At 65.9% G+C, this 22,313-nt stretch carries 23 protein-coding genes and 1 pseudogene; 9 read left to right on the top strand and 15 right to left on the bottom strand.

Translation table 11 applies throughout. The features are described 5' to 3' along the window. Positions 1–187 precede the first annotated feature (187 nt). From tssA to ACZ92H_RS17855, 3 genes are read right to left on the bottom strand one after another with little or no spacing between them, the layout of a single operon-like run. The gene (gene tssA / locus ACZ92H_RS17865; RefSeq protein ID WP_465050441.1) at positions 188–991 is read right to left on the bottom strand and encodes a type VI secretion system protein TssA; all 804 of its coding nucleotides are present in this window, start codon (positions 989–991) and stop codon (positions 188–190) included. 55 nt (positions 992–1,046) lie between these two features. Beyond that, positions 1,047–1,274 carry a cysteine-rich CWC family protein gene (locus tag ACZ92H_RS17860; protein ID WP_131369329.1) on the bottom strand — a complete coding sequence of 76 codons (228 nt, stop codon included), beginning with the start codon at positions 1,272–1,274 and terminating at the stop codon, positions 1,047–1,049. Positions 1,275–1,277: 3 nt separating this feature from the next. After that, a complete protein-coding gene (locus tag ACZ92H_RS17855; protein WP_465050440.1) occupies positions 1,278–2,402 on the bottom strand; it encodes an acyltransferase family protein in 1,125 nt (374 codons plus the stop codon). Between the two features lie 264 nt (positions 2,403–2,666). Between ACZ92H_RS17855 and ACZ92H_RS17850 the strand changes: the two genes are divergently transcribed. Further along, a complete protein-coding gene (locus tag ACZ92H_RS17850) occupies positions 2,667–4,172 on the top strand; it encodes an anion permease (protein WP_131370607.1) in 1,506 nt (501 codons plus the stop codon). Here the strand turns inward: ACZ92H_RS17850 and ACZ92H_RS17845 are convergent. Beyond that, complete coding sequence (locus tag ACZ92H_RS17845) at positions 4,163–4,369, bottom strand: hypothetical protein (protein WP_465050439.1); 207 nt, start codon at positions 4,367–4,369, stop codon at positions 4,163–4,165. The two genes, ACZ92H_RS17850 and ACZ92H_RS17845, sit on opposite strands and share 10 nt — an antisense overlap. A gap of 77 nt (positions 4,370–4,446) precedes the next feature. Continuing rightward, positions 4,447–5,064, bottom strand: a complete 618-nt coding sequence (locus tag ACZ92H_RS17840; RefSeq protein ID WP_465050438.1) for a hypothetical protein — start codon at positions 5,062–5,064, stop codon at positions 4,447–4,449. A gap of 166 nt (positions 5,065–5,230) precedes the next feature. Between ACZ92H_RS17840 and ACZ92H_RS17835 the strand changes: the two genes are divergently transcribed. Next, complete coding sequence (locus ACZ92H_RS17835; RefSeq protein WP_465050437.1) at positions 5,231–6,553, top strand: DUF2325 domain-containing protein; 1,323 nt, start codon at positions 5,231–5,233, stop codon at positions 6,551–6,553. Between the two features lie 33 nt (positions 6,554–6,586). Here ACZ92H_RS17835 and ACZ92H_RS17830 read toward each other — a convergent pair. The 3 genes and pseudogenes from ACZ92H_RS17830 to ACZ92H_RS17820 all read right to left on the bottom strand — a co-directional run. Beyond that, a pseudogene (locus tag ACZ92H_RS17830) lies at positions 6,587–7,009 on the bottom strand (TOBE domain-containing protein); the annotation flags it as partial. 118 nt (positions 7,010–7,127) lie between these two features. Next, positions 7,128–7,505, bottom strand: a complete 378-nt coding sequence (locus ACZ92H_RS17825) for a c-type cytochrome (protein WP_465050436.1) — start codon at positions 7,503–7,505, stop codon at positions 7,128–7,130. A 56-nt stretch (positions 7,506–7,561) separates the two neighbouring features. After that, positions 7,562–7,924: a winged helix-turn-helix domain-containing protein gene (locus ACZ92H_RS17820; protein ID WP_131369340.1), complete on the bottom strand. Its 363-nt coding sequence runs from the start codon at positions 7,922–7,924 to the stop codon at positions 7,562–7,564. A gap of 145 nt (positions 7,925–8,069) precedes the next feature. Here ACZ92H_RS17820 and ACZ92H_RS17815 point away from each other — a divergent pair, with 145 nt between their 5' ends. Both ACZ92H_RS17815 and ACZ92H_RS17810 read left to right on the top strand, forming a co-directional pair. Beyond that, positions 8,070–8,435, top strand: coding sequence for a gamma-glutamylcyclotransferase family protein (locus ACZ92H_RS17815; protein WP_465050435.1), 366 nt, complete (start codon positions 8,070–8,072; stop codon positions 8,433–8,435). A 37-nt stretch (positions 8,436–8,472) separates the two neighbouring features. Further along, positions 8,473–8,811, top strand: coding sequence for a hypothetical protein (locus tag ACZ92H_RS17810; RefSeq protein ID WP_131369345.1), 339 nt, complete (start codon positions 8,473–8,475; stop codon positions 8,809–8,811). Positions 8,812–8,816: 5 nt separating this feature from the next. Here the strand turns inward: ACZ92H_RS17810 and msrA are convergent, their stop codons facing one another. The 3 genes from msrA to msrB are packed head-to-tail and all read right to left on the bottom strand — an operon-like array spanning position 8,817 to position 11,902. Then, a complete protein-coding gene (msrA, locus tag ACZ92H_RS17805) occupies positions 8,817–9,539 on the bottom strand; it encodes a peptide-methionine (S)-S-oxide reductase MsrA (protein ID WP_465050434.1) in 723 nt (240 codons plus the stop codon). A gap of 46 nt (positions 9,540–9,585) precedes the next feature. Beyond that, positions 9,586–11,373 (bottom strand): cytochrome c biogenesis protein DipZ, encoded by a 1,788-nt coding sequence (locus ACZ92H_RS17800; RefSeq protein WP_465050433.1) that lies wholly within the window; start codon positions 11,371–11,373, stop codon positions 9,586–9,588. A 46-nt stretch (positions 11,374–11,419) separates the two neighbouring features. Continuing rightward, complete coding sequence (msrB, locus tag ACZ92H_RS17795; RefSeq protein WP_465050432.1) at positions 11,420–11,902, bottom strand: peptide-methionine (R)-S-oxide reductase MsrB; 483 nt, start codon at positions 11,900–11,902, stop codon at positions 11,420–11,422. A 169-nt stretch (positions 11,903–12,071) separates the two neighbouring features. On the opposite strand from msrB, the gene ACZ92H_RS17790 reads away from it, so the two are divergent. After that, the gene (locus ACZ92H_RS17790) at positions 12,072–12,806 is read left to right on the top strand and encodes a response regulator transcription factor (protein ID WP_465050431.1); all 735 of its coding nucleotides are present in this window, start codon (positions 12,072–12,074) and stop codon (positions 12,804–12,806) included. Between the two features lie 7 nt (positions 12,807–12,813). Further along, positions 12,814–14,328, top strand: a complete 1,515-nt coding sequence (locus ACZ92H_RS17785; protein ID WP_465050430.1) for a sensor histidine kinase — start codon at positions 12,814–12,816, stop codon at positions 14,326–14,328. Positions 14,329–14,382: 54 nt separating this feature from the next. On the opposite strand, the gene ACZ92H_RS17780 is transcribed toward ACZ92H_RS17785, so the two are convergent. Beyond that, positions 14,383–16,326, bottom strand: coding sequence for an FTR1 family protein (locus ACZ92H_RS17780; RefSeq protein ID WP_465052363.1), 1,944 nt, complete (start codon positions 16,324–16,326; stop codon positions 14,383–14,385). Positions 16,327–16,550: 224 nt separating this feature from the next. Here ACZ92H_RS17780 and ACZ92H_RS17775 point away from each other — a divergent pair, with 224 nt between their 5' ends. Further along, a complete protein-coding gene (locus ACZ92H_RS17775) occupies positions 16,551–17,714 on the top strand; it encodes an Ntn hydrolase family protein (RefSeq protein ID WP_465050428.1) in 1,164 nt (387 codons plus the stop codon). A gap of 131 nt (positions 17,715–17,845) precedes the next feature. Continuing rightward, positions 17,846–18,691, top strand: coding sequence for a hypothetical protein (locus ACZ92H_RS17770; protein ID WP_465050427.1), 846 nt, complete (start codon positions 17,846–17,848; stop codon positions 18,689–18,691). A gap of 47 nt (positions 18,692–18,738) precedes the next feature. Here the strand turns inward: ACZ92H_RS17770 and ACZ92H_RS17765 are convergent, their stop codons facing one another. Together ACZ92H_RS17765 and ACZ92H_RS17760 are read right to left on the bottom strand one after the other, a co-directional pair. Beyond that, complete coding sequence (locus ACZ92H_RS17765; protein ID WP_465050426.1) at positions 18,739–19,734, bottom strand: acetoacetate decarboxylase (ADC); 996 nt, start codon at positions 19,732–19,734, stop codon at positions 18,739–18,741. A gap of 50 nt (positions 19,735–19,784) precedes the next feature. Then, positions 19,785–21,026 carry an NADH:flavin oxidoreductase/NADH oxidase family protein gene (locus ACZ92H_RS17760; RefSeq protein ID WP_465050424.1) on the bottom strand — a complete coding sequence of 414 codons (1,242 nt, stop codon included), beginning with the start codon at positions 21,024–21,026 and terminating at the stop codon, positions 19,785–19,787. Between the two features lie 238 nt (positions 21,027–21,264). On the opposite strand from ACZ92H_RS17760, the gene ACZ92H_RS17755 reads away from it, so the two are divergent. Beyond that, complete coding sequence (locus ACZ92H_RS17755) at positions 21,265–21,675, top strand: MerR family transcriptional regulator (protein WP_465050423.1); 411 nt, start codon at positions 21,265–21,267, stop codon at positions 21,673–21,675. Between the two features lie 285 nt (positions 21,676–21,960). Here the strand turns inward: ACZ92H_RS17755 and ACZ92H_RS17750 are convergent, their stop codons facing one another. After that, complete coding sequence (locus ACZ92H_RS17750) at positions 21,961–22,290, bottom strand: hypothetical protein (protein ID WP_131369364.1); 330 nt, start codon at positions 22,288–22,290, stop codon at positions 21,961–21,963. Positions 22,291–22,313 lie beyond the last annotated feature (23 nt).

Raw genomic sequence — 22,313 nt, 5'->3', positions numbered from 1 at the left:
CAACTGCTGGCAAAAGTGAAACCCTGTGTAGGCCCAGACGCTATTGTACTGGCCTCCACACGAAATTGTTACCGTCTATCGCCGCCATTGCTGCCGCACGCGGTGCCGACATTATAGTGCGGCTGGCAAGATTGGGCTGAAAACACGGCATCCGGTCCCCGGGCGGCATGCCATCTCTTGACCTGGCTCACTTTTCAGCGGCGCCGCGCGCCTGCGGCTGCGCCGCCAGCAGGGCGTGCATTTTCTGCAGCAGCGCGCCCAGCGCACCGAGGCCGGGTGCGGCGTCGCCGAAGTGCTGCGGCAGGCTGGCGGCCAGCGCCTCCAGGCTGTCGCGGGCGGCGGCCAGGTCCGCCAGCATGGCCGCATGGCTGGCTGGCGGCGTGGCGCGCAGCGCGGCCAGGAAGGCGGCGGTGGAAGGACCGTCCTGCTCGTCGGCGTGGATCTGCAGCGTGGCATTGCGCTGCGCCTGTTCCCAGTCAGCCCAGCCGAATTCGTTGCCGTGCTCGTCGCGGGCCAGGGGCAGCAGGCGCACGTCGCGCAGCAGTTTTTCATTCAGCCAGTGGAAAAGGTTCGCGCGCGCCGCGTTGTCGCCGTCAGGTGCGGGCGGATACAGCGTTTCCCAGTATCGGGCGCACAGCTGCTGCATCAGGCAGAAGCCGGGGGCGAGGGCATCGAGTCCCGTGCCATGCAATTGCGCCTGCAGCAGCCAGACGGCCAGCTGCAGATCCTTGCTCTGCAGCGCCAGGGCTGGCGCCGCCATCGCCGTGACACCGGCCCAGTCCGGTCGCCTGAGCTCGCGCTCCCAGCTGCCCAGCGGCAAACTGGCGTCGTCCTGGACGCGCGCTTGCCGTATGCCGGCATAGACGGGCGAACCGCGCAAGGACCTGCCTGCGGGCGCGCCGGCGGCGATGGGGGCGAGGAGCTGTTCGAAGGAACAACCGGTGTGCGCCTGGAAATAGGCATCGGCACGTGCTGTCTGGGAAAGCGTCATGGCGTCGTGGGAGAGTGGCGGAAAGCATAGTTTGCCATTGCCACAAGGAAATGCGCTACTCTTTTTCGGCTGCCGGGCGTGCCGTGCCGCAGCGCTGGCAGAGGCAGGCTTTTCCCCGCAGCGCGGGCGGCACGCGGGCGCGGGCGGCCGCATCGATGGGCTGCGCCTGGCACCAGCAGGGCGCGCCGAAACTGCCTGAGCGGGCTGGCGCGCAGTCGTTCGCGCCGCCGCACAGGGGACAGTGGTGGGCGGGGATGGGGAGGTTCTCGATCGTTGCGCGCATGGCCTATTGTACGCAGGAAGGCGTTGCCGTGGCAGTGCGCCGGAAGTGCCGGCGGATGGCGGCGTTCGCCGGTTCGGAGACGTAACGGGCCACCAGCGCCGCCGCCAGGGCCGTCGCGGCCAGAAATAGCGCCAGCCACGGCAGGCGTTCGGCGTAGCCGAGGCCCGCCTTGTCGACCACGTTGCGCATGGCTGCCAGCACGATGATATGGAATAAATAGAGTTCGTAGCTGTGCCGGCCCAGCCACTGCAGCGGACTGGCCCCGCGCTGGCTGCTTGTCCCGGAAGCCGTGCTGCCGACGATGAACGCGGCGCTGGCCAGGGCGATCCATGTGAAGCCGAAGACTTCGTGGCCGCCGATGCCGCGCACATACACGAATGCCAGGGCCAGGCCCGACAGCAGGCGCAGCCCGCGCCCGCTGTGCGCGCCCAGGCGCGCGTTTTGCGTCAGCAGCGCCGTCAGGCAGCCGATGGCGATGGCGTCGAAGCAGGCGACATAGCCGTACATGAAGGCTATCTCGTTGTCCGCGTGGAAGCTGCGGTAGACGGGACCGGCCACGATGGCGGCGCCGCACAGCAGCAACAGCGCGTGCCGCCGGCGCAGCAGGCGGCACGACAGGGGCAGCAGCAGATAAAACATTTCTTCCACGGACAGGGACCAGTACACGTTCAGGCAGTAGTTGAAATAGCCGGCGCTCTGCATCAGCACGTTGTGCCAGAAGGTCAGGATGGAGGCGACGGCGATGATGAAATAACTGGCCGGCAAATCCTTGCCGCCATCGGCATTGCTAAAGAACGGCACGTCGAGCACCCCCAGCAGCACGATGATGGTCAGGGCCAGCAGCAGTGCGGGCAGCAGGCGGGCGATGCGGTAGAGATAAAACGCGGCCAGCTCGATGCGCGCCAGGTCGCCCCAGCGCCGCAACGAGGTCGAGGTGATCAGATAGCCGGAAATGACGAAAAACATGGTCACGCCGTAATTGCCCTGGTAGGCGGCGCGCAGCAGCCAGGATGGCAGGACTTCGAGCGGACTGTTCTTCAAGCCGTAGGCGAGCGCAAAGTGCAGCACCAGCACGCACAGGATGGCAGCGCCGCGCAGCGCGTCGATATGGCAGTTGCGGATATTCAATATGAGTCCTTCGCACGATGGTTGGCGACGTAAGGGGCAATTATGCGACAACCGTCGCTTGCCGGTCAATGATTTTGAAGATAAGGACGCGCGCTGCCGTAACGGAGCGGGGGCGGGGAAGTCTTGCGTGTATGATATTGCCGAACAGAATTGTTGGGCATCTGTCATCTTGCGGGGGCGTTTTTTTGGCCTTCCGGCCCCATGAATCTGCGTGCACGATTGCGTGTTGCCACGATGCCCGGCCCACAGTGAAAGGTAATGATGATGTATAAAACAGTGCGCGACATGTTCCTGCATTTCAAGGAAGCCGTACCCTTCCGGCTCGTGCCGGCCCTGATCTGCACGGTCTTGCTGGTCAGCATGCTCCTGCTGCCCGCGCCGGAAGGCTTGACGCCGAAGGCCTGGGGCCTGGTGGCGATCTTCCTGACCACCATCCTGGCGATTATTTTAAAGGTCATGCCGATCGGCGTGATGGCCATGATGGCCATCGTCATCGTCTCGCTGTCGCAGGTCACCTCGACCTCGTCCAAGGGCGCCATCACGGATGCGCTCAGCAGTTTCTCGAATCCCCTGATCTGGCTGATCGTCGTGGCGATCCTGATTTCGCGCGGCCTCAAGAAGACGGGGCTGGGCAGCCGCATCGGCCTGCTGTTCATCTCGCTGCTGGGCAAGCGCACCATGGGCATCGGCTATGGCCTGGCCATCTGCGAACTGGTGCTGGCGCCCTTTACGCCAAGTAACACGGCGCGCGGCGGCGGCATCGTCCACCCGATCATGAAATCGATCGCCAACGCCTTCGATTCGGACCCGGCCAAGGGCACGGAAAAGAAGGTCGGCACCTACCTGGCCCTCGTCAATTACCACGCCAACCCCATCACCTCGGCGATGTTCCTCACGGCCACGGCGCCCAATCCGCTGGTGGTCGATTTCGTGGCCAAGGCCAGCGGCCAGAGTTTTCACCTGAGCTGGACCACCTGGGCCCTGTGCATGCTGCTGCCAGGCCTCGCCTGCCTGCTGGTCATGCCGCTGATCATTTACTGGCTGTCGCCGCCGGAACTGAAGGCCACGCCGGACGCCGTCACCTACGCCAAGGCGGAACTGAACAGCATGGGACCGCTGTCGCCGTCGGAAAAAGTCATGCTGGGCACCTTCGGCCTGCTGCTGGTGCTGTGGGCCAACGTGCCCGCCATGCTGTTCGGCCCCGCGTTTTCGCTCGATGCGACCGTGGTCGCCTTTGTCGGCCTGTTTATCCTGATTATCACCGGCACCATCGACTGGGATGACGTGCTGTCGGAAAAGAGCGCCTGGGACACGCTGGTGTGGTTCGGCGCCCTGGTGATGATGGCCGAGCAGCTGAACAAGACGGGCGTGATCGCCTGGTTCTCGGCCGGCATGAAGGCGGCCATCGTCGCCAGCGGCATGGACTGGCTGCCGATCGCCGGCGTCCTGGTGCTGGTATTCGTGTTCTCGCATTACTTCTTCGCCAGCACCACGGCCCACATCAGCGCCATGCTGCTGGCCTTCCTGACGGTGGGGCTGCACCTGATTCCGGCCGCCTACCACGTGCCGTTCATGCTCATGATGACGGCCGGTTCGGCCATCATGATGACCCTGACGCATTACGCCACGGGCACTTCGCCCATCATTTTCGGCAGCGGTTTCGTCACCATGGGCAACTGGTGGCGGGTCGGCTTCATCATGTGCGTGGTGGAACTGCTGATCTTTGCCGTCGTCGGCACCACGTGGTGGAAGGTGCTGGGCTACTGGTGACGGGCCCCGCTGGCGTCCCGCAGGCGGGGCGCCAGCCGTTTCACCGCCGCCAGGCAATGGGCCAAGTCGCCGCGCTGCAGCAGCGGGCCGCAGGTGCCGGCATGTGCGGCCCCCGCCAGGTCCTGCGCCTGGCTGTCCGGGTATCCCAGTTCCTGCAGGCGTTGCGCGATCGATGTCATTGCCGTCCTTTCATGCATGGCCAGCCTGGCCATGCATGCGTGGCAACCTCGTGGCCATGCATCTGCGCCATTTCCGGCAGATGTGAGGCGGCGCTTCACGCCATCTGGATGTTTTGCAGTGTAAACGAGAACGGCGTCGCGTCCTTGCCCGGGCCACCGCCCGTCATGACGATGTCGGCGCTGGCGATGCCTTGCAGCGACAGTTCCGTGTTGACGCCGGAGAGCATGGCGGCATCCAGCACGTCGCCCGCCTCGACCTGCGGCACGACGCCGATCCAGATGCTGGGCTTGAATCCGAACACGGCTTTCTGGCCGGGCGCGAGCTGGGTTTTCAGGGCCAGCAGGCGGCCATCCTTGTAGATGCCGGCATGGATGGCGCCCGCCGGCAGGTCGTTGCGCAGCTGGACTTCGCGGCTGCTGCTGGCCTGGCCGCATGGCGACAGGGCAACGCCGGAGGGCGTCAGCGCGACGTGGTGCAAACTGCCGTGCGCGGCGGCGATCTGCGGCGTGGCGTTGCCCCAGCTATCGCTGGCGGAAACGGCCATCGACAGCGGAAACGTGAACGGATGGGGGGCTCCTGCGCCACTGTGCTGGATCACGCGCCAGGCGACGGCCGTGTCGTCAAGGTTGACGGCCACGTTCTTCTGGAAGATGACGACCTGCGCATTGCCGCTGTCGTTGGAGCGGTTGATGAAGTTTAATTGAACAGCCATGGCGGCGGATCTCCGTGGGGTTGGATACGGCGATTCTACCGAAAGTGCCCGTGTATTGAAATTTTTTGCAACTTTCTTGTTGTGCCCCCTTCCATGCTGCGCGGTTGCCGTTTTGTCCGGCACGCTATATCCTTGTGGCTATAACGAATTTCGCCAGGATGCATCCATGCCTTCCGCCTTGCCCCACATTTTCCAGCCGCTGCGCGAGCCGCCCGTGTTTGCCGCTACGCAACCCCATCCGCACGGCGCGGCGCCGGCGCGCGATGGCTGCTGCGCGCCCATGCCGGCAGCGGGCGATGCGGGGGCGGCCCTGAAACGCACGAAGCTGGCCGAGATGGACCCGAACGTGCACTGTTCCATCATCGGCACTTGCCTGACGACGGGCGAATTGCGCAAGTTGATACCGCGCCATGCGCCGCAGCTGGACCGCAGGCAAGCGAGCGACTTGCAGATCCACCATACGGCGGTGGAGCTGTCGACGCAGGGCGGCCAGGTCGCCAAGGAGTTGCACAAGGCCATGGATGGGCGCCATGCGCTTGCCTTGAGAAAATTCCGCGCCGCCGGCGACGAAGCGGCGTTGACCTTGCTGTGGCGCGATGCGCTGGCGCACGGCGACGTGCCTGGCGCCTACTGGGCGCTGATGACGCATCCAGCCTCGACGATCGCCTTGCGCACGCAGGCGTTTGGCGACGTGCACATGCTGTCGCACCTGGTGGGGGCGTCGAACCGCGCCGATATCCGCCGCCTGGCGGCGCTGGAGGACGAGTGCGCGCGGCTGCGCGAGCAAGCTGCGCGCCAGCAGGGCCGCCTGCATGCGATGACGGCCCGGCACGCGGACACCGTGGCGCGGCTGGAGGCGCAGCTGCACGCGCAGCAACTGCGGCTGGAGCAGCAGGCGTCGGCGCTGCAGGAACACCGTGCCGACGAATGGGCAGGGCTGCATGCCGCGCTGGCCAGCCAGGAGCAGGAACTGGCCCTGCACGGCGCGCGCCGCCACGAAGCGGAACAGAAATGGCTGGCCCGGCAGCAGCAGCATGAAGCCTTGCAATTGTCGCAGCAGCAGGCGAGCCAGGACGCGGCTGCGCTCCGGCAGGAATTGCGCGCTCTGGAACAGGCGCTGGCAGGGAGCGTCGATGGCGCTTCCGGCAACGCGCCGCTGCCGGGGCTGGCGGGCAAGAGCATCCTGTACCTGGGCGGCCGGCCGCACCTCACCAGCGTGCTGGGCAAGCTGGTGGCGGCGGCGGGCGGTGAATTGCTCACGCATGACGGCGGCCTGGAAGACCGGCGCGGCTTGCTGGCGGCGATGCTGCCGCGGGCCCAGCTGGTGGTGTTCCCCATCGACTGCATCAGCCACAACGCCATGCAGGTGGCCAAGCAAGCGTGCGCCCGCCTGGCCATCGATTGCCATCCGCTGCGCAGCGCCAGCATCGCCAGTTTTATAGCGCTCATGCAAAAACTGGCCATGGCCAGCGATGCCGTCGCCGCTTGATCTGCCCTTGAGCCGATCTGATTTACTGGACGATCAGGCCTTGACGCCGACGATCACGCTCGACGCCTTGAAGATGGCGCTGGCGCGCTGTCCGGCGACCAGGCCCAGCTTGCCGACGCTTTCATTCGTGACGATGGCGGCCAGCACCTGCCCGTCATCGAGCCTGAGCTGCACTTCCGCATTCACGGCGCCCGTCACGACCTTGTCCACCGTGCCCGGCAATTGATTGCGGGCCGACAGGCGCACGCCCGATGCGTCCGTGACGAGCACGATCCACGACGCCTTGATCAGGGCAAACGCGGGCACGCCGGTCGCCAGGCCCAGCGATTCCGTGCTGCTGTGGGTCAGCACGGCAACGATCTTCTGGCCGCCGGGCAGGGAAATTTCTACTTCATCATTGACTGCGCCGCGCTGCACTGCGGTGACTGTTCCATCGAGTTGATTTCGTGCGCTGGTCAGCATGCTACCTCCGGGTGAACTGGTTTGCCTGGTTGGCAAGCTGCATGGTAAGGAGTGCGGGCCGTTCTGGCAAGGGCGCGGCCGCATGCCACGCCCCCACGCCACGGCCCGCGTTTTAGCGGCTCTTTGCAATCACGCCCAGCATGTATTGATTCAGGTCGCGAAAATCATTGACCCGCCACGCGTACGGCGCGACCCTGACGCCATTTTCTTTCAAGGTGCGGGGAATCAAGTCGCCATTCGGCCGCAGGATGACCGAGGAGACGATCACGCCCGGATAATCCTTCAGCCGTTTCTTGAAAGCGGCGGTGGTCAGGTCCGGTGTCGGGGGATTGCTTTTGTTTGCCAGGGGGCCTGTACCCCGGATGTCGGCACCGTGGCACACGGCACATCGCTGTACATACAGATTTTTTCCGTTGAGATTATCCGCGCAGGCGCGCGACGCTTGGGTTAACGACAGGATGCCCAGTGCGGCAATAAAGACTATTTTCATTGAATGTCAGGTGGAGTGGTGGTGTCAATCAGATCTGAATCGAGGGCAAATGCTCCTCAGCTATTGCCGCACTGCGGTGCCAGCTCGTCGGCCAGCACGGCCAATTGGGCTTGCGCCGTGGCCAGGGCGGACGCTTCCATGGCGCGGTAGCGGGCCAGCACGCGGGCGCCGGCCTGCGTCAGCTGCGCGCCGCCACCGCGGCTGCCTCCCACGGCGCTGCGCACCAGCGGTTCGCGGAAGTTGCGGTTCATGACGTCCACCAGGGTCCAGGCGCGGCGGTAGGACATGTCCATGCTGCGCGCGGCGCCGCTGATGGAGCCCGTCTGGCCGATGGCTTCGAGCAAGTCGGCCTTGCCCGGTCCCATGGCCACGTCGTCGCCACGGTACAGGCGCAGTTTTAAGGCGATCCTTGCTGTCATTGTTACTCTTCCGTTAAAAAAAGCATTATATCGCCAGCACTGCCTGGCGCAGGGCGCGCGCGGCGCGCATCGCTTATAATTTCGCAAGGCGCTATGCTTGTTGGGATATAGCGCTGGACATCGTGCAACCACACAAGGAGCGGCAATGGCGACACCAGCAGCGACGGAGCATCTGTTTTCCTACGGCACCTTGCAGCAGGCCGGCGTGCAGCTGGCCACCTTCGGCCGGCTGCTCGATGGCCGGCCCGACACCTTGCCCGGCTACCGCCTGGCGCAGCTGGCCATCGACGATGCGCGTGTGGTGGCGACCAGCGGCAAGACCCACCATCCCATCGTCTCGCGCAGCGGCAACCCTGCCGACAGCGTGGCCGGTGCCGTGCTGGCGCTCACGCAAGATGAGCTGCGGCAGGCGGACCGCTATGAAGTGGCGGCCTACCGGCGCGAGCGGGTCACCCTGGCGTCGGGCGCGCAGGCGTGGGCCTACGTGGATGCCCGCGATACCCGGCCATGAGGGGCGCGGCACGATGCCCGGTCAAGCAGGGGATGGCGTGGAAACCTTAGCCCGGCAGGGAACATGCGGCGATGCGCAGCAGCAGCGCTGTGCGGGCGACGCGCGCGCCATCTTCGATGAAGTGCGCCGGCACTGGCTGGCCGGCGAGGCGTGCGGCACGGAGCTGTACGCCGTGGCGCAGCGCGCCAGTGAACGGCTGGGCTGGCAGCTGTACCTGGATTTGTGCGGCCACCGTCTGCAGCAGCCGGTGCCAGCACCGGCCGGCAGCCGCCCGGCAATGCAGCAGTGGCGCCTGGAAGTGCACCTGCGCCACCCGCGGCTCGCTTGCGGCGCCAGCTACGCCGGCGTGCTGCAGGAAGACGCGGCCGTAGATTAGCGGTGTCAGCGGGCCGGGGCCGCCACCAGCACCGGATCGGGCCGGTACAGCGCCGCCATCATGCGCTGCAGGTTTGCCACCTTGGGCAAGTCGTTGACGGCGATGTAGCCATTGTCCGGATGCAGGGCCAGGAAGTTCTGGTGATAAGCCTCGGCCGGATAAAAGCGCTTGCCATCCTCGATGCTAGTCACGATGCGGGCCGGAAACGCGCGCGCGGCATCGAGCTGGGCAATGTATGCCTCGGCCACCTTGCGCTGGACCGGCGTGGCGGGAAACAGGGCGGAGCGGTATTGCGTGCCCCGGTCCGGCCCCTGGCGGTTCAGCTGGGTGGGGTTGTGGGCCACGGAGAAAAACACTTGCAGCAGCTTGCCATAGCTGACCTGGGACGGGTCGAAGCTCACGCGCACGGCTTCCGCATGCCCCGTGTTGCCATAGCCAACTTCCTCGTAATGGGCGCTGCCGGCCGCGCCGCCCGCGTAGCCGGACACGGCGCTTTTGACGCCGCGCACGTGCTGGAACACGCCTTGCACGCCCCAAAAGCAGCCGCCGGCGAACACGGCCGTTTCTTCCCGTCCCGTGGCCGGCTCGTCGAGCACGGGCGCGGCGATGGCGACGGCGTCCTCGGCGGACAGGGCGGGGCGCTGCGACAGCAGCAACACGGTGGCGAGGGCGCAGCCGCCGGCCAGTTTGCCCAGCAACGGTGCGCGGCGAATCAATATGGTCGTCATGATGGTCTCCAGTGAGTCGTTTCAATGCAAAGCGAAGGGAATCGGGTCAGCCAAAGGTGAAGGCGTAGGCTTGCACGCCGGGGTCGAGAAATTCGATGCTGAAGGTATGCCCGGCCACGGGGCCGGCCGCGCGCAGCAGCTGGTACAGGCGCTGGTCCGTGACTTGCCCGCTGCCGTCGGCCTGCGTGTCGCTGCCGTGGCTGGGGCCGGGCGCGGCGCCGTCCAGCGTGACCTTGAAGCGCACGGGCTTGCCATCCTTGCCCGGTGCCAGCACCAGGTGCACGTCGCGCGCCTGGAAGCGGTAGGCAATGCGGCCCGGTGCCTGCGCCAGGTCCGCGTGTTCCGGCCCGGCCTGCCAATCGCCGGCCAGCGCCCACTGGTTCAGCGCCAGCCGCGCCGGCACGCTGTAGCGCCGGTTGCGGCCTGCGGCGAGGCGTTCCGGCGAGGCAAAATTGCGCGCCCGCTCCGCGCCCAGGTAGGTTTCCGGCGAGCCCACGCCGGCGCCGCTGCTGGCCAGCTGCACGCCGCCGGCCCGGATGCCGGCGGCGTCGCCGACCATGCCTGCCGGCACCTGTCCGTGGCCCGCTTCGGCCAGCAGCTGCCGGATGATCTGTTCCGATTTGGCGTACTCGCCTTCACCGAAATGGCGGGCGCGCACCTGTCCCCTGGCATCGATGAAGTAATGGGCGGGCCAGTACTGGTTGTGGAAGGCGCGCCAGATGGCGTAATCATTGTCGATGGCGACCGGATAGGCGATGCCCAGCTCGCGCACGGCCTTGCGCACATTGCCCAGGTCGCGTTCGAAGGCGAATTCAGGCGCGTGCACGCCGATGACGACGAGGCCCTGGTCCTGGTATTTCCGTGCCCACGCATTCACGTAGGGCAGGCTGCGCAGGCAGTTGATGCAGGAATACGTCCAGAAATCAACCAGCACCACCTTGCCCTTCAGCCCCTGCGCCGTCAGCGGCGGCGAATTGAGCCAGGCGACGGCGCCATCGAGCGGCGGCAGCAGGCCTTCCACGGGCAGCGGCGGCATGGCCTGCACGGCGGCGGCGTTCTGCGCCATCATGGCGCCGCCGGCCTGCATGGCCAGTGGCGGCGTGGCAGCCGGTTTGAGCGCCAGCCGGTCCAGCAGCGACTGCTCCAGGCTGGCCGTGTTCGTGCTCGACACCTTGGCCAGCAAGCCCGTGTCGAGTCCCAGCGCGATGGCGGCCACGCCGCACAGCATGGCCAGGCCTAGGCCGCGGCGCAGCCATTCGCCGGCGCCCAGCGAGCGCTTCATGGCCGTGAAGACTTTGCCGCCGATCAGCAGCGCGATGGCCAGCGACGTGGCCGCGCCCGCCGCATAGGCCAGCAGCAGGAAGGTAGTGGCGATGCTGGCGCCATTGAGCGCGGCGCCCGTCAGCACCAGTCCCAGGATGGGCCCCGCGCAGGGCGCCCACAGCAGGCCCGTGGCTATGCCCAGCAAGAAGGAGCTGCCCATGCCGCCGCCCGGCGCCTGCCGCGCCGCGTCCGACAAGCGCCCGCCCAGCGCCACCAGCGGCGCCGTCAGCCGTTCGGCCACGCGCGGCAGCAGCAGGGTGATGCCGAAGAAGGCCATCAGCGCCATGGCCAGCCAGCGCCCGTACTGGTTCGCCTGCACCACCCGGCCGCCGCCCACGGCAGCGAGGGTCGCCACGCCGGCGAAGGTCAGCGCCATGCCAGCCAGCATGGGCAGGCCGCTGCGGCGGAACGGTGCGCCGCTGCGGGCGAAGACGAAGGGCAGCACGGGCAGGATGCATGGGCTTAGGATGGTCAGGGCGCCGCCCAGGTAGGACAGGATGAGCAATAGCATGGCGGTCTTTCTTGTCGGTGGTGGATCAGTCGATAAGGGGGCGGATTCAGGCGGCGCCCGGCGTGAAGGCCAGGGCCACGCCGTTCATGCAGTAGCGCAGACCGGTGGGGCGCGGACCGTCGTCGAAGACGTGGCCCAGGTGGCCGCCGCAGCGCCGGCACAGTACTTCCGTGCGCGCCATGCCCAGCGAGCGGTCGGTCCGCTCGATGACGGCCCGTTCGAGCGGCGTCCAGAAGCTGGGCCAGCCCGTATGGCTGTCGAACTTGGCGGACGAGGAAAACAGGGGCAGCTGGCAGCCGGCGCAGCTGAAGCGGCCGCTGCGGTGTTCCTCGTTGAGGGGGCTGCTGTACGGGCGCTCCGTGCCGCCCTGGCGCAAGACCTGGAATTGCCGCGGACTCAGCAGCTTGCGCCATTCCGCCTCGGAATGGCTGACTTCAAACACGGTGCTGGCGCGGCCGTTCGGCGAGGCGATCAGCAGGGCGGCGGCGCTGGCGGCGCTGCCAAGCAGGAATGTGCGGCGCGATGGCATGGAACCTCCTCGATGCGGTGGGCGTTCATGGAAAACATGCGGCCATTGTGTTCCCCGCCCGGTGACGAAGTCCTCACGTAAAGTTAAATGATTTGTGATACTTTGCCAGCGGGTTTTCCGGCACAATGACGTTCGACGGGCCCGCGCGGGCCACCTATCAGGGCATGGCATGGAAACAGGCAAGGACAGCGGCAAGCGCGTATTGATCGTCGAGGATGACCAGCCGATCGCCGACCTGCTGCGCCTGCACTTGCAGGACGAGGGCTACCACGTGTGCCACTGCGCCGACGGACGCAGCGGCCTGGAACAGCTCAAGCGCGGCAGCTGGGATGCGCTGATCCTCGACCTGATGCTGCCGGGCGGCGTGGATGGCCTGGAAATCTGCCGCCAGGCGCGCGCCATGCCCGTCTACACGCCCATCATCATCACCAGCGCGCGCGCCAGCGAAGTGCACCGCATCCTGGGCCTGGAGCTGGGCGCCGACGATTATCTGGCCAAGCCGTTTTCCGTGCTGGAACTGGTGGCACGCGTAAAGGCGCTCGTGCGCCGCAGCGACGCCATGCTGCGCCAGCGCAAAGGGGAGGAGGGCAGCCTGGACCTGCATGGCGTGGCCCTCGACCCGCTGACGCGCGAAGCCAGGGTCGACGGCAGGCGCCTGGACCTGACGCCGCGCGAATTCGACCTGCTGTATTTCTTCGTCAGGCAGCCGGGCAAGGTCTTTTCGCGGCTCGACCTGCTGAACCAGGTGTGGGGCTACCAGCACGACGGCTACGAACATACGGTCAACACGCACATCAACCGCCTGCGCGCGAAGATCGAGGCCGACCCGGCCGAGCCGCAGCGCATCCTCACCGTCTGGGGCCGGGGCTACCGCTTCGCGCCCCGCGCCGACGCGGCGCAGTAAGGTGGCGATGAACCTGACCCTCACGCAGCGCCTGTCGCTGGCCTTCGCCATCTTGCTGCTGGCCTGCTGCGGCGCGTCGGCCTGGCTGCAGATCCGCGCCAACAGCATGCACGAGAAGGAAGTCGTGCAGGGCCTGTCGCGGGGGCTGGCCGCCAGCATCGCGCAAGACACCCAGGTGATGGGCGAGGACGGCTTGCGGCCCGACGCCGTGCGGCGCATGTTCGACCAGCTGATGACCGTCAACCCCAGCGTGGAAGTGTATCTGCTCGATCCGCACGGCGTCATCGTCGGCCATGCGGCGCCGGCCGGCCATCTGATGCGCCGCGTGGTGGACCTGGCGCCCATCCGGCGCTTTCTCGACAACGGCATGCTGCCCATCCTCGGCGACGATCCGCGCAGCGCCGCGGGCCGCAAGGTCTTCAGCGCTGCCGCCCTGCGCGCGGGGCAGCGCCAGGATGGCGCCATTTCAGGCTATGTTTATGTTGTGCTGCTGGGCGAGGAGCACGACCGGCTGGCCGCCCGCGTGGCCGCCAGTTCCGTGCTGCGCACCACCCTGTGGTCGATGGCCCTGGTTGCCCTGCTGGGCCTGGTGGCGGGCCTGATGGCGCTGCGCCTGATCACGCGGCCGCTGCACCGGCTGGCGGCCACCATGCGCGATTTCGACACGCAGGCCGATCCCGCCCAGCTGCCCTTGCCACTGCCAGCGGCCGGTATGCCCGCGGCGGCCGGCCGGCGCGATGAAATCGCCGTGCTGGAAACGGCCTACGCGCAGATGGCGGGACGCATCGGCGAGCAGTGGCGCACCCTGAAACGGCACGACCAGGAGCGGCGCGAACTGGTGGCGAATATCTCGCACGACCTGCGCACGCCGCTCGGCTCCCTGCATGGCTACCTGGAAACCTTGCTGCTCAAGGACGCGAGCCTGGATGCGGCCGAGCGCCAGCGCTACCTGGGCATCGCGCTGGCGCAAAGCAGCAAGGTGGGACGGCTGGCGCAATCGCTGTTCGAGCTGGCGCGCCTGGAGCACGGTTCCGTCGAAGCCGTGCCGGAAGCGTTTTCCCTGAGCGACCTGATACAGGATGTGTTCCAGAAGTGCGAGCTGGCGGCGCAGGCACGGCAAGTGCGCCTGGGCGCCAGCCTGCCGCGCGACGCGGCCATGGTGCGCGCGGACCTGGGCATGATCGAGCGCGTGCTGACGAACCTGCTCGACAATGCCATCCGCCACACGCCGCAGGGCGGGCAGGTCGAGGTGGCGCTGCGCCGCGACGGCGCGCAGGTGCGCGTGACCGTCAGCGACACGGGGCCCGGCATCGCCCCCGCGCTGCTGGATGATTTGTTCCGCCGGCCGTTCAGTCCCGGCCCGGACGGGCGCAACGGCGGCCTGGGCCTGCTGATCGTGCGGCGCATCCTGCAGTTGCACGGCAGTACCATCGAATTGCACAGCGTGCCGGACCAGGGCGCCGTCTTCAGTTTTGCCTTGCCGGCAGCGGGAGGCGACGCAAAAACCGCCGGACGGCAGTGAAAGCGAGGGACAGCGCCGGCACGGGCATGGCCCGTACCGGCGCGCCGCAAGCGACTAGGCGGGCTTGCGCTTGCCTGCGGCGATGCGGTTCCAGCCATAGCCGGCGACGATGATGGCCAGGATGGCCGCCTGCGCCAGCAGGGTTTCCAGGGTCGGCAGGATGCCCAGCAGGTCGACGCGGATGAAGTCGACGGGCGTCACGCCCACCCAGCCCGCTTCCTGCAGCGCGGCCACGCCCTTGCCCATCAGGATCACGGCCAGCACGGCCACGAAGGCGGACGTCAGGGAGAAGAACTTGCCGATCGGCATGCGAGCGCTGCTGCGCAGCAAGGCCCAGGCGATGATGGCCAGCAGCACGATCGCCACCAGGAAGCCGCCCAGCAGGGCGCCGCCATTGCCATCGGCCGCCAGCGCCGAGTAGAACAGCACCGTTTCAAACACTTCGCGGTAGACGGCGATGAAGGCCAGGGCGAACAGGCCCCAGGCCGAGCGTCGCGTCATGGCCGCCGTGAGTTTCTCGTGCAGGTATTCCTGCCAGCGCCCGGCGCTGCTCTTCTGGTGCATCCACAGCCCCACACTGAGCAGCACCAGCGCCGCGAACACGGAACCGAGGCCTTCGCTCACTTCGCGGCTGGCGCCGCTGATGGTGACCAGATACGTTGCCGCCACCCATGTCAGGCCGCCGGCGCCCAGCGCGCTGATCCAGCCCGCGTGCACGTACGGCAGCACGTCGTTGCGCTTGGCCTTGCGCAGGAAGGCGATGATGCCGATGACGATCAGCAGCGCTTCCACGCCTTCGCGCAGCAAGATCGTCAGGGCGCCGATAAACGTCGTCATCGGGTCCGCCTGGGCGTCGCCCAGCTCCGCTTCCACGTGGGTAAACAGCTGCTGCAGCTTGTCGCCGGCAGCGTTGGCCTCGGCCACGGTGCCCTTGGCCACGGCGGAGCGGTAGGCCAGCATGGCGTTTTCCACGGCCAGCAGCAGGGACTTGTTGCGCGCGCCGACCATCGGTTCGATCGGTTCGAAGCCGTCCAGGTAGGCCGACAGGCCCAGGCGCGTGGCGGCCGCGCGGTCGCCCGCATGCATGGCGGCCAGGCTTTCGGCCAGGCGCAGGCGCGACAGGGCCAGGCCGGCCGGCTTGTGGGCCTCGGCCTTGTCCGGATGGCTGCGCAGGTAGGCCGTCAGCGCGGCGGCTTCCTGCGCGCCCAGCTTGGCGGCCGCCGCTTCCTGCGTCAGGGTCGTCACGGCGGCCAGGTCCGCATACAGACCCTTGGCCCGCGCATCGTCCTGCCACAGCTTTTCACCGCGCGCGCGCGCCGCGTCGTCATGCGACATGCCGCCGACGAAGAAGGCCAGGTCCCAGCGCTCGTTTTCGGATAAATGGCCGAAACTGGCCATCGACGTGCCGCCGACGCCCTGCGAAATGACCTGGTACAGGGCCATCAGGCTGCGCGACTGCGCCCGGTCGCCATCCGTGAAGGCGATCGGCTTCGGCTCCAGGCTGGCCGCCAGCGGCCCGTCGCCGCCACCGGCCGCGCCGTGGCACGATGCGCACTGGGCCGCATACAGGGCCGCGCCGCGCGCCAGGTTCGGCAGCGTTTTCGGCGCCACGGGAATCGGGTAGGCGGCGATCAGCAAGCCATTTGCGTGGTGCGCCAGGCGCTTGACTTCCTCGGCATCGGCCTTGGCCACCACGGCGGCGCGCAAGTCGGCGATGGCCTTGGCCACGGCCGCCTTCGAGGCATGGGCGGGCAGGGCGGTGATCTGCGTGCCCGCGTTTTCCGTGAAGTCCAGCATCTCCGCATATTCCGCCTCGCTGACGACCTTGCCATGCTCGACAGCGCCGCCGTAATCGACGGCCACGTAGTCAATCAGCTGCCACAGCTGCTTGGCGCCCGCACCCTCGTCGGTCGCTTGCGCGTGCGCGCCGCCGGCCAGCAGCAGCGCGGCCGCCAGCAAGGGGTAACAGACGAGCCATTTCTTCATATTGATGATCATGATTCTCATTCTCATTTCTTGTTAACCCGGCGACTATAGGACAGACACTGATGGGTGTCAACGGCGCACGCCGTCTTTGACCGGGATGAAACGATGGGCAGGAGCGGGTGGCGTATCTCCATGAGGCTGTGATAGTCTTGCTATTTAGAAATAATCAACACGCCTGGGCCAGGACGGCGCCGGATCTGGCGGCCGCTATACAAACAGCATAAACAGGAGCCTTTATGACCTATTGCCTCGGCTGGCGCACGCAGGACGGCGTCGTCATCGTCGCCGACAGCCTGCTTAGCGCGGAGCACCCAGACATGCATCAACAACAGGGCATACCGCGCACGACTTTTGGCGAGCGGCAGGGAAGGACCAACAGTCCGCACTTTCCCTACGTGGCGGAAGAAGGGCTCAAGCTGCGCGTCGGCGCCGATTTCGTCGCGGGCTTTGCCGGCGACGTACGGGTGGGGCAGCGGCTGCTGGGACGCTTTCAGGAAGCGCATGCGGCAGGGCGATCGCTGTATGACGCCGCGAACGCGGCCATGCGCAGCGCCGGCGGCAAGATCAGCGATACCACCGTCCTGATCGGCGGCTATGCGGGAAAGAAGCCGGTGCTGCTGCGCATCGACACGGCGTCGCAGTCCATCTCTTACGTCGATGGGCTGGTGCAGACGGGCAGCGTGCCAGGGGAGCAACAACGCTGGACTGAAAAAATGGTCGCCCGGCTTGCGGGATTGCGGCGCGACGACATCAGCCGCGCCGATAACGCCAGACGCCTGTTCATGCCGCTCATCGCGCTGTTGCAGAGTTACGGCGTGCACGACCAGCTGCTGGACCGGGGCATCGGCGGCGCTTTTCTGGGCGCGTGGGTGACGCCGGACGGGGCCCGCTGGCAGCACGATGCCCTGTATGCCGTGCACGAACCGGCCATCGCCACGGGCGACGCCATCTTTTGCGGCGTCCTCGTGCGCCCCGGTATCGCATGCCTGGTCAGCAATCAGACTGAAGAGATCAAACTCATCACGATGGGCGAGGGCCAGCCCGACCCGGCAACCCTTGCCCTGGCTGACGAAGCCATTGCGCAATTTGACCATGCCATCTTCGATTATTTTGTCTCGATTAATTCCGGGAAGCACATCGTGACCGTCATCGACATGCAGCGCTCGCGCCATCACGCGCTGCTATCCATCCGCGCCGCGGCCACGGCCGGGACCATCGGCATCACCTGGACGGAGGCGCTGGTCAATATCGTCAATACCGTGGCCGGGGTCAGCGAGCCGGACGGCCAAGAACTGACCTTGTACTTCCTGCCGTACATGCCGGTCGCGCCGGACGCCGGGCGGCAGCGCGAGCAGTTCGCCATTGACGGCGAACTGGCGCGCCTGGATGGCGCGGCTTAGGGCCAGGGCCGCGCAGGCAAGGCCATTCTTTCGGTGCCGGCGTGTTTATTGGAGATAATTTTGAGCAAAAATTAAGGCATGATGCGCTGGCACTGTCCTTCATCCGATGACACTTCAGAGAGGTTACAGCTATGTCGACGAATCAATCCTCAAGCACTGGCGCCGCGCAGGGCGGCATGATGTCCGGCATTTACGGCGGCGGCCCGGTTTACAACCAGGGCGCGGCGGCCATCCCCCAGCTCAAGGCGTCCGGCTTTCGGGAAGTCATCGTCTGGAATATCGCCATCAATACGCAGGGCGACCTCAATTTCAATTACGAATTCCTGCTTGCCAGCAATGGCGAATATGTGGGCGCTGCCACGCACCCGCAGTTCGCCAGTCAGATGGCCGCGCTCAAGACGGCGCCCACGAGCGTGACGCGCCTGACCTTTTCAGTCGGCTCCAGCAACAACGGCGTCTTCCAGGCGGTGCAGGCGCTGGTCGAGCAGCAGGGCACGGGACCGGACAGCATCCTGTACCGGAATTTCCAGGCCCTGAAAGCCGCCATCCCGCAGATCGACGCCATCGATTTCGATGATGAAAACTGCTATGACCAGGCGTCGATGGTCAGTTTCGCCGTCATGCTCGGCAACCTGGGCTACGAAGTAAACCTGTGCCCGTACACCAACAACGGCTTCTGGATCGACGTCGCCGCCAGCGCCAACGGGCAACGGCCGGGCACGGTCACGGCCGTCCACCTGCAATGCTATTCAGGCGGCGCGGGCCAGTCGCCTTGTTCCGGCTGGGACTTCGGCGCCGTTCCCGTCTACCCGGGTCTCGACAGCGACAGCACCCCGGCCGACGTGCACGGCATCATGTCCGGCTGGATCGAATCCTGCGGCATTCAGGGCGGATTCTTTTGGCTGTTCGACGCCATCTACAAGAAGGAAGGCTTGACGCAGCAGTATGCCAGCGCGATCAACCAGGCCGGCAAGTAGCATGCACACGGGCAAGGCAATGACGGGCACCCGCCAAGGGTGCCTGCTTACCTTGCTTCGGCACCCAGCGCCTTCAGCGGCTGCGGGGCATACAGCGCACTCTGGAACTGCGGCACGTATTCATATTTCAACATCTTCCCCAGTTTCAATGACTTGATGTAGGCGGAAAAGCTGCCTTCTCCCAGTGCCAGGCTCACCGAATGCGCGCTGCTGCTGGTGGCATGGCTGAGCTGCCGGGAAACGGCATGGCCATAAGTCAGCCGCCCATCGCGGCCCAGGTTGATAAAGCTGTTATTCACCAGCTCAGCCTTGCGGGACAGATCGCCCAGTTTCTTGCCTGTAAAAACAAAATCCAGCTTGCCCGTTTCGCTGTCCGTGACCGCGAAGGAGATGGTTTCCTGCGTTTCCTGCAGGTCGATGGCGGTCCGCCACTTGGGCAGATTGTAGCCAACGACGCCACGCACCCTGGCCAGTTCCGTGTCGACGGGAAGCTTCAGCACATAGCCCCAGAAATCCTGGGACAGTGACTGGCCGATCAGCGTGAACGGGCCAAGGCTGGCGCTGCCAGGCTTGCTGGTCGCGATCGCCAATGAAATTTCATGGTAGCTGTCGTTGTCGCAGTATGCATAGGCGTACGCGGTCAGTGCCACGGCGCCTCTGCCTGGCCAGACTTGCAGCGGCTGCACTTGCTTCAGGATGGCTTCGGGCATGAGCGCCTTCAGGCGCGCCAGGTCCGCCGTGAATACCGCCGTGATCTTGCTGTTCCGATAATAGAAGTTCGGGGAATACGAGTCAAAGCCGATGGCGACCTTGTCCTTTTTGATGCTCTCGAACCAGCTCAGGTCGATGTCCGGCGCTTCCGCGGCGATGACGGACAACGGCGGATTCGAGCGGAAGCGGTCATACAGGCCGCCAGCCGCCACCGGCACAGGATGGCCGGCGATATCGATGATGACCTGCTGGCCGGGGGCGGGGGATGCGGCCCGGGACGGGATTGCCGCAATGCTCAACAGTAATGGAAACACCGCCATGGCCATGTTCATGCTCATCTCTTGTACCTTTCATGTTCGATCAGTCAGGCTTAACCACCCGTTCATTGCGCCGGCAGCGCATGCTGGCGCATCCGGCGGCGATAACGGCGATTCCTGATGGCCGTTTCCCATTGCTGCATCAGCAGCGCCAGGGCGGGCGCCACATCCGGTTGGGTGCGTTTCCCCTGGCTGAGGCGCCGCAGCTGATACTTCACCATCGCCATATACGCGATCGACGACAGCACCTTGTTTTTCCACGTGATGGCGCGCAGCAAGGGCGTTGCCGATTGATCGCTACGCCATTGCGCCGGCAGCCGCGGCTCAAGCGCGAGCGCCGTGCCCATGCCGGCCATGGCGATGCCGCTGTCGAGCACTTGCTGCACCACCTGGTAGCGGCGTATGCCGCCTGTCACCATGACGGGCATGCTGGCCACGGGGGCGATGTCCCTGGCGAACTCCAGGAAATAGGCTTCGCGGGCCAAGGTGCGGCCGTCGCGCGTCTGGCCATGCATGGCCGGCGCTTCGTAGCTGCCGCCGGACAATTCAATCAGGTCCACGCCCATGGCATTGAGCATGGCCACCACCTTCTTGGCATCATCCGGACTGAAGCCGCCTTTCTGGAAGTCCGCCGAGTTGAGCTTGACGGCCACGGCAAAGTCCTTGCCGACGGCTTGCCGCACGCCCTGGACGATATCGACCAGCAGGCGGGCCCGGTTGTCGAGCGGGCCGCCCCAGCGATCCGTGCGCTTGTTGGTGATGGGGGAGAGGAACTGGCTGATCAGGTAGCCATGGGCGGCGTGGATTTGCACGCCCGTAAAGCCAAACTGTTCCGCCAGCTGCGCGGCCCGGACAAAGCGCGCCGTCACGTCGGCGATGTCGGCCGGCGTCATGGCGCGCGGCGCGGAAAACTGCTTGGAAAAATTTCCCAGGTCCATGGGCACGGCGGACGGCGCGATGGTTTCCTGTCCCATCGCCGCCGGCATCTGGCGTCCCGGGTGGTTGATCTGCATCCAGATGTGCGCCCCGCGCGAACGGGCAGCCGCGGACCATTGCGCAAAGCGGGCGCCAAATTGCTCGGAATCGAGCACCACGCCGCCTGGGCCCGTCATGGCGCGGCCGTCGATCATCACGTTGCCAGTGATCATCAGGCCAACGCCACCGTCGGCCCAGGACTGGTACAGGCGTATCAGTTCCGCCGAAGGGGCGTGATCCTTGTCAGCCATGTTCTCTTCCATGGCTGCCTTGGCCAGGCGGTTCGGAATGACTGCCCCATTGGGCAGCGTCAGTGCGGTGTAGGGATGCATCGTGATCTCCAGGGTTGCGATGCCCTCACAATAAGCTTTAAGCTAACTTGAAGGTCAAGCGCTACAATGCAAAAATATCGTTTGTCTCGGTTTGGCGACATTGCCGGCGCCACGCGAGTCCTGGCCGCCCGGTGGCCGCTTGACATTGAAGCGGGCTTCAAGCTTATAGTGGATGACACCATGTGGCGCTCTTGCCCGTGGCGGCGGGAGCCACACTGATCAGGAGATGGGAAGAACGATGAAAATTGGCGAACTGGCCAGGCGCAGCGGCCTGGCGGCATCGACGATACGCTTCTACGAAGCCAAGGGCTTGTTGAAAGCCGTGAACCGGCAAGCCAATGGCTACCGCGACTATCCGCTGGAAGCGCTGGCCGTGCTGTCCATTATCAGCGACGCGCAGCAGGCGGGCTTTTCCCTCGATGAGATCAAGCAAGTCTTGCCGGAAGATATTTCGTCATGGCGGCATGACGCACTGATGGCGGCGCTCAGGAAGAAGATTGCGGATATCGAATCGCTGGAAGTGCGCCTGGCCCAGAACAAGGCCCATCTGCTGTCGCTGATCCAGCTGATCGACGCCAGGCCAGTGGATGTCGATTGCAAGGATAACGCGGCCAGGGTCATGCACAGCATCGGCATCGGCAATGGCTGAGGGAAGGGCCGGCGTCGCGGGCCTGGCCGCTGCCCGGGCCTATTCCAGGCTGGCATCGATGCGGCAAATGCTGCCGTGGGCTACCAGAGTCCCACCCAGTTCAGCCGCGACTACGCGCGCGCCTTCGGCCTGCCGCCAGGCAAGGATGCCGCGAGAATCGCCGGGCAGATGCGGCTGGCGCTGCCAGCCTGAGGCAGGCGCCGCTGGCGGCAGGCATGGCAAGGCGTTGCGGCCTGATGCAGCTGGCCAGTCACCCGGTGCGCGAGGTGCTGGCGTCGCGCAGTGTTACGCCTGGCGCGTGGAGAGCTGGAAGCTGCCGTTCTGATAGCCGAAATCGACGGCATTGCGCATGTTTAACTGGTTGTCGAGCGGCGAGCTGCGCAAGATCACAATATATTGCTGCGCCACCATCTGTCCGTCGTAGGTGGCCACCAGCTTGATGCCGTTAAGATAGATATCGATGTTGTTGCCATATTCCTCCCACCTGTGCTCTTGCGCGCCGAGCATGAAATCCTTGCTGCCGGCCTGGTTGCGCGGGTCTTCGCTGGCGCGCACCACCAGGGTCACGGCCAGCAGATAGGGCGTGCGATTGGTAAAAAGTTTCTTTCCTGCCATGAGGAACCTCTCTAAGTTGTGGT

Source organism: Janthinobacterium foliorum (assembly GCF_978021625.1).
This window is presented reverse-complemented; position numbering and strand designations above follow the sequence as displayed.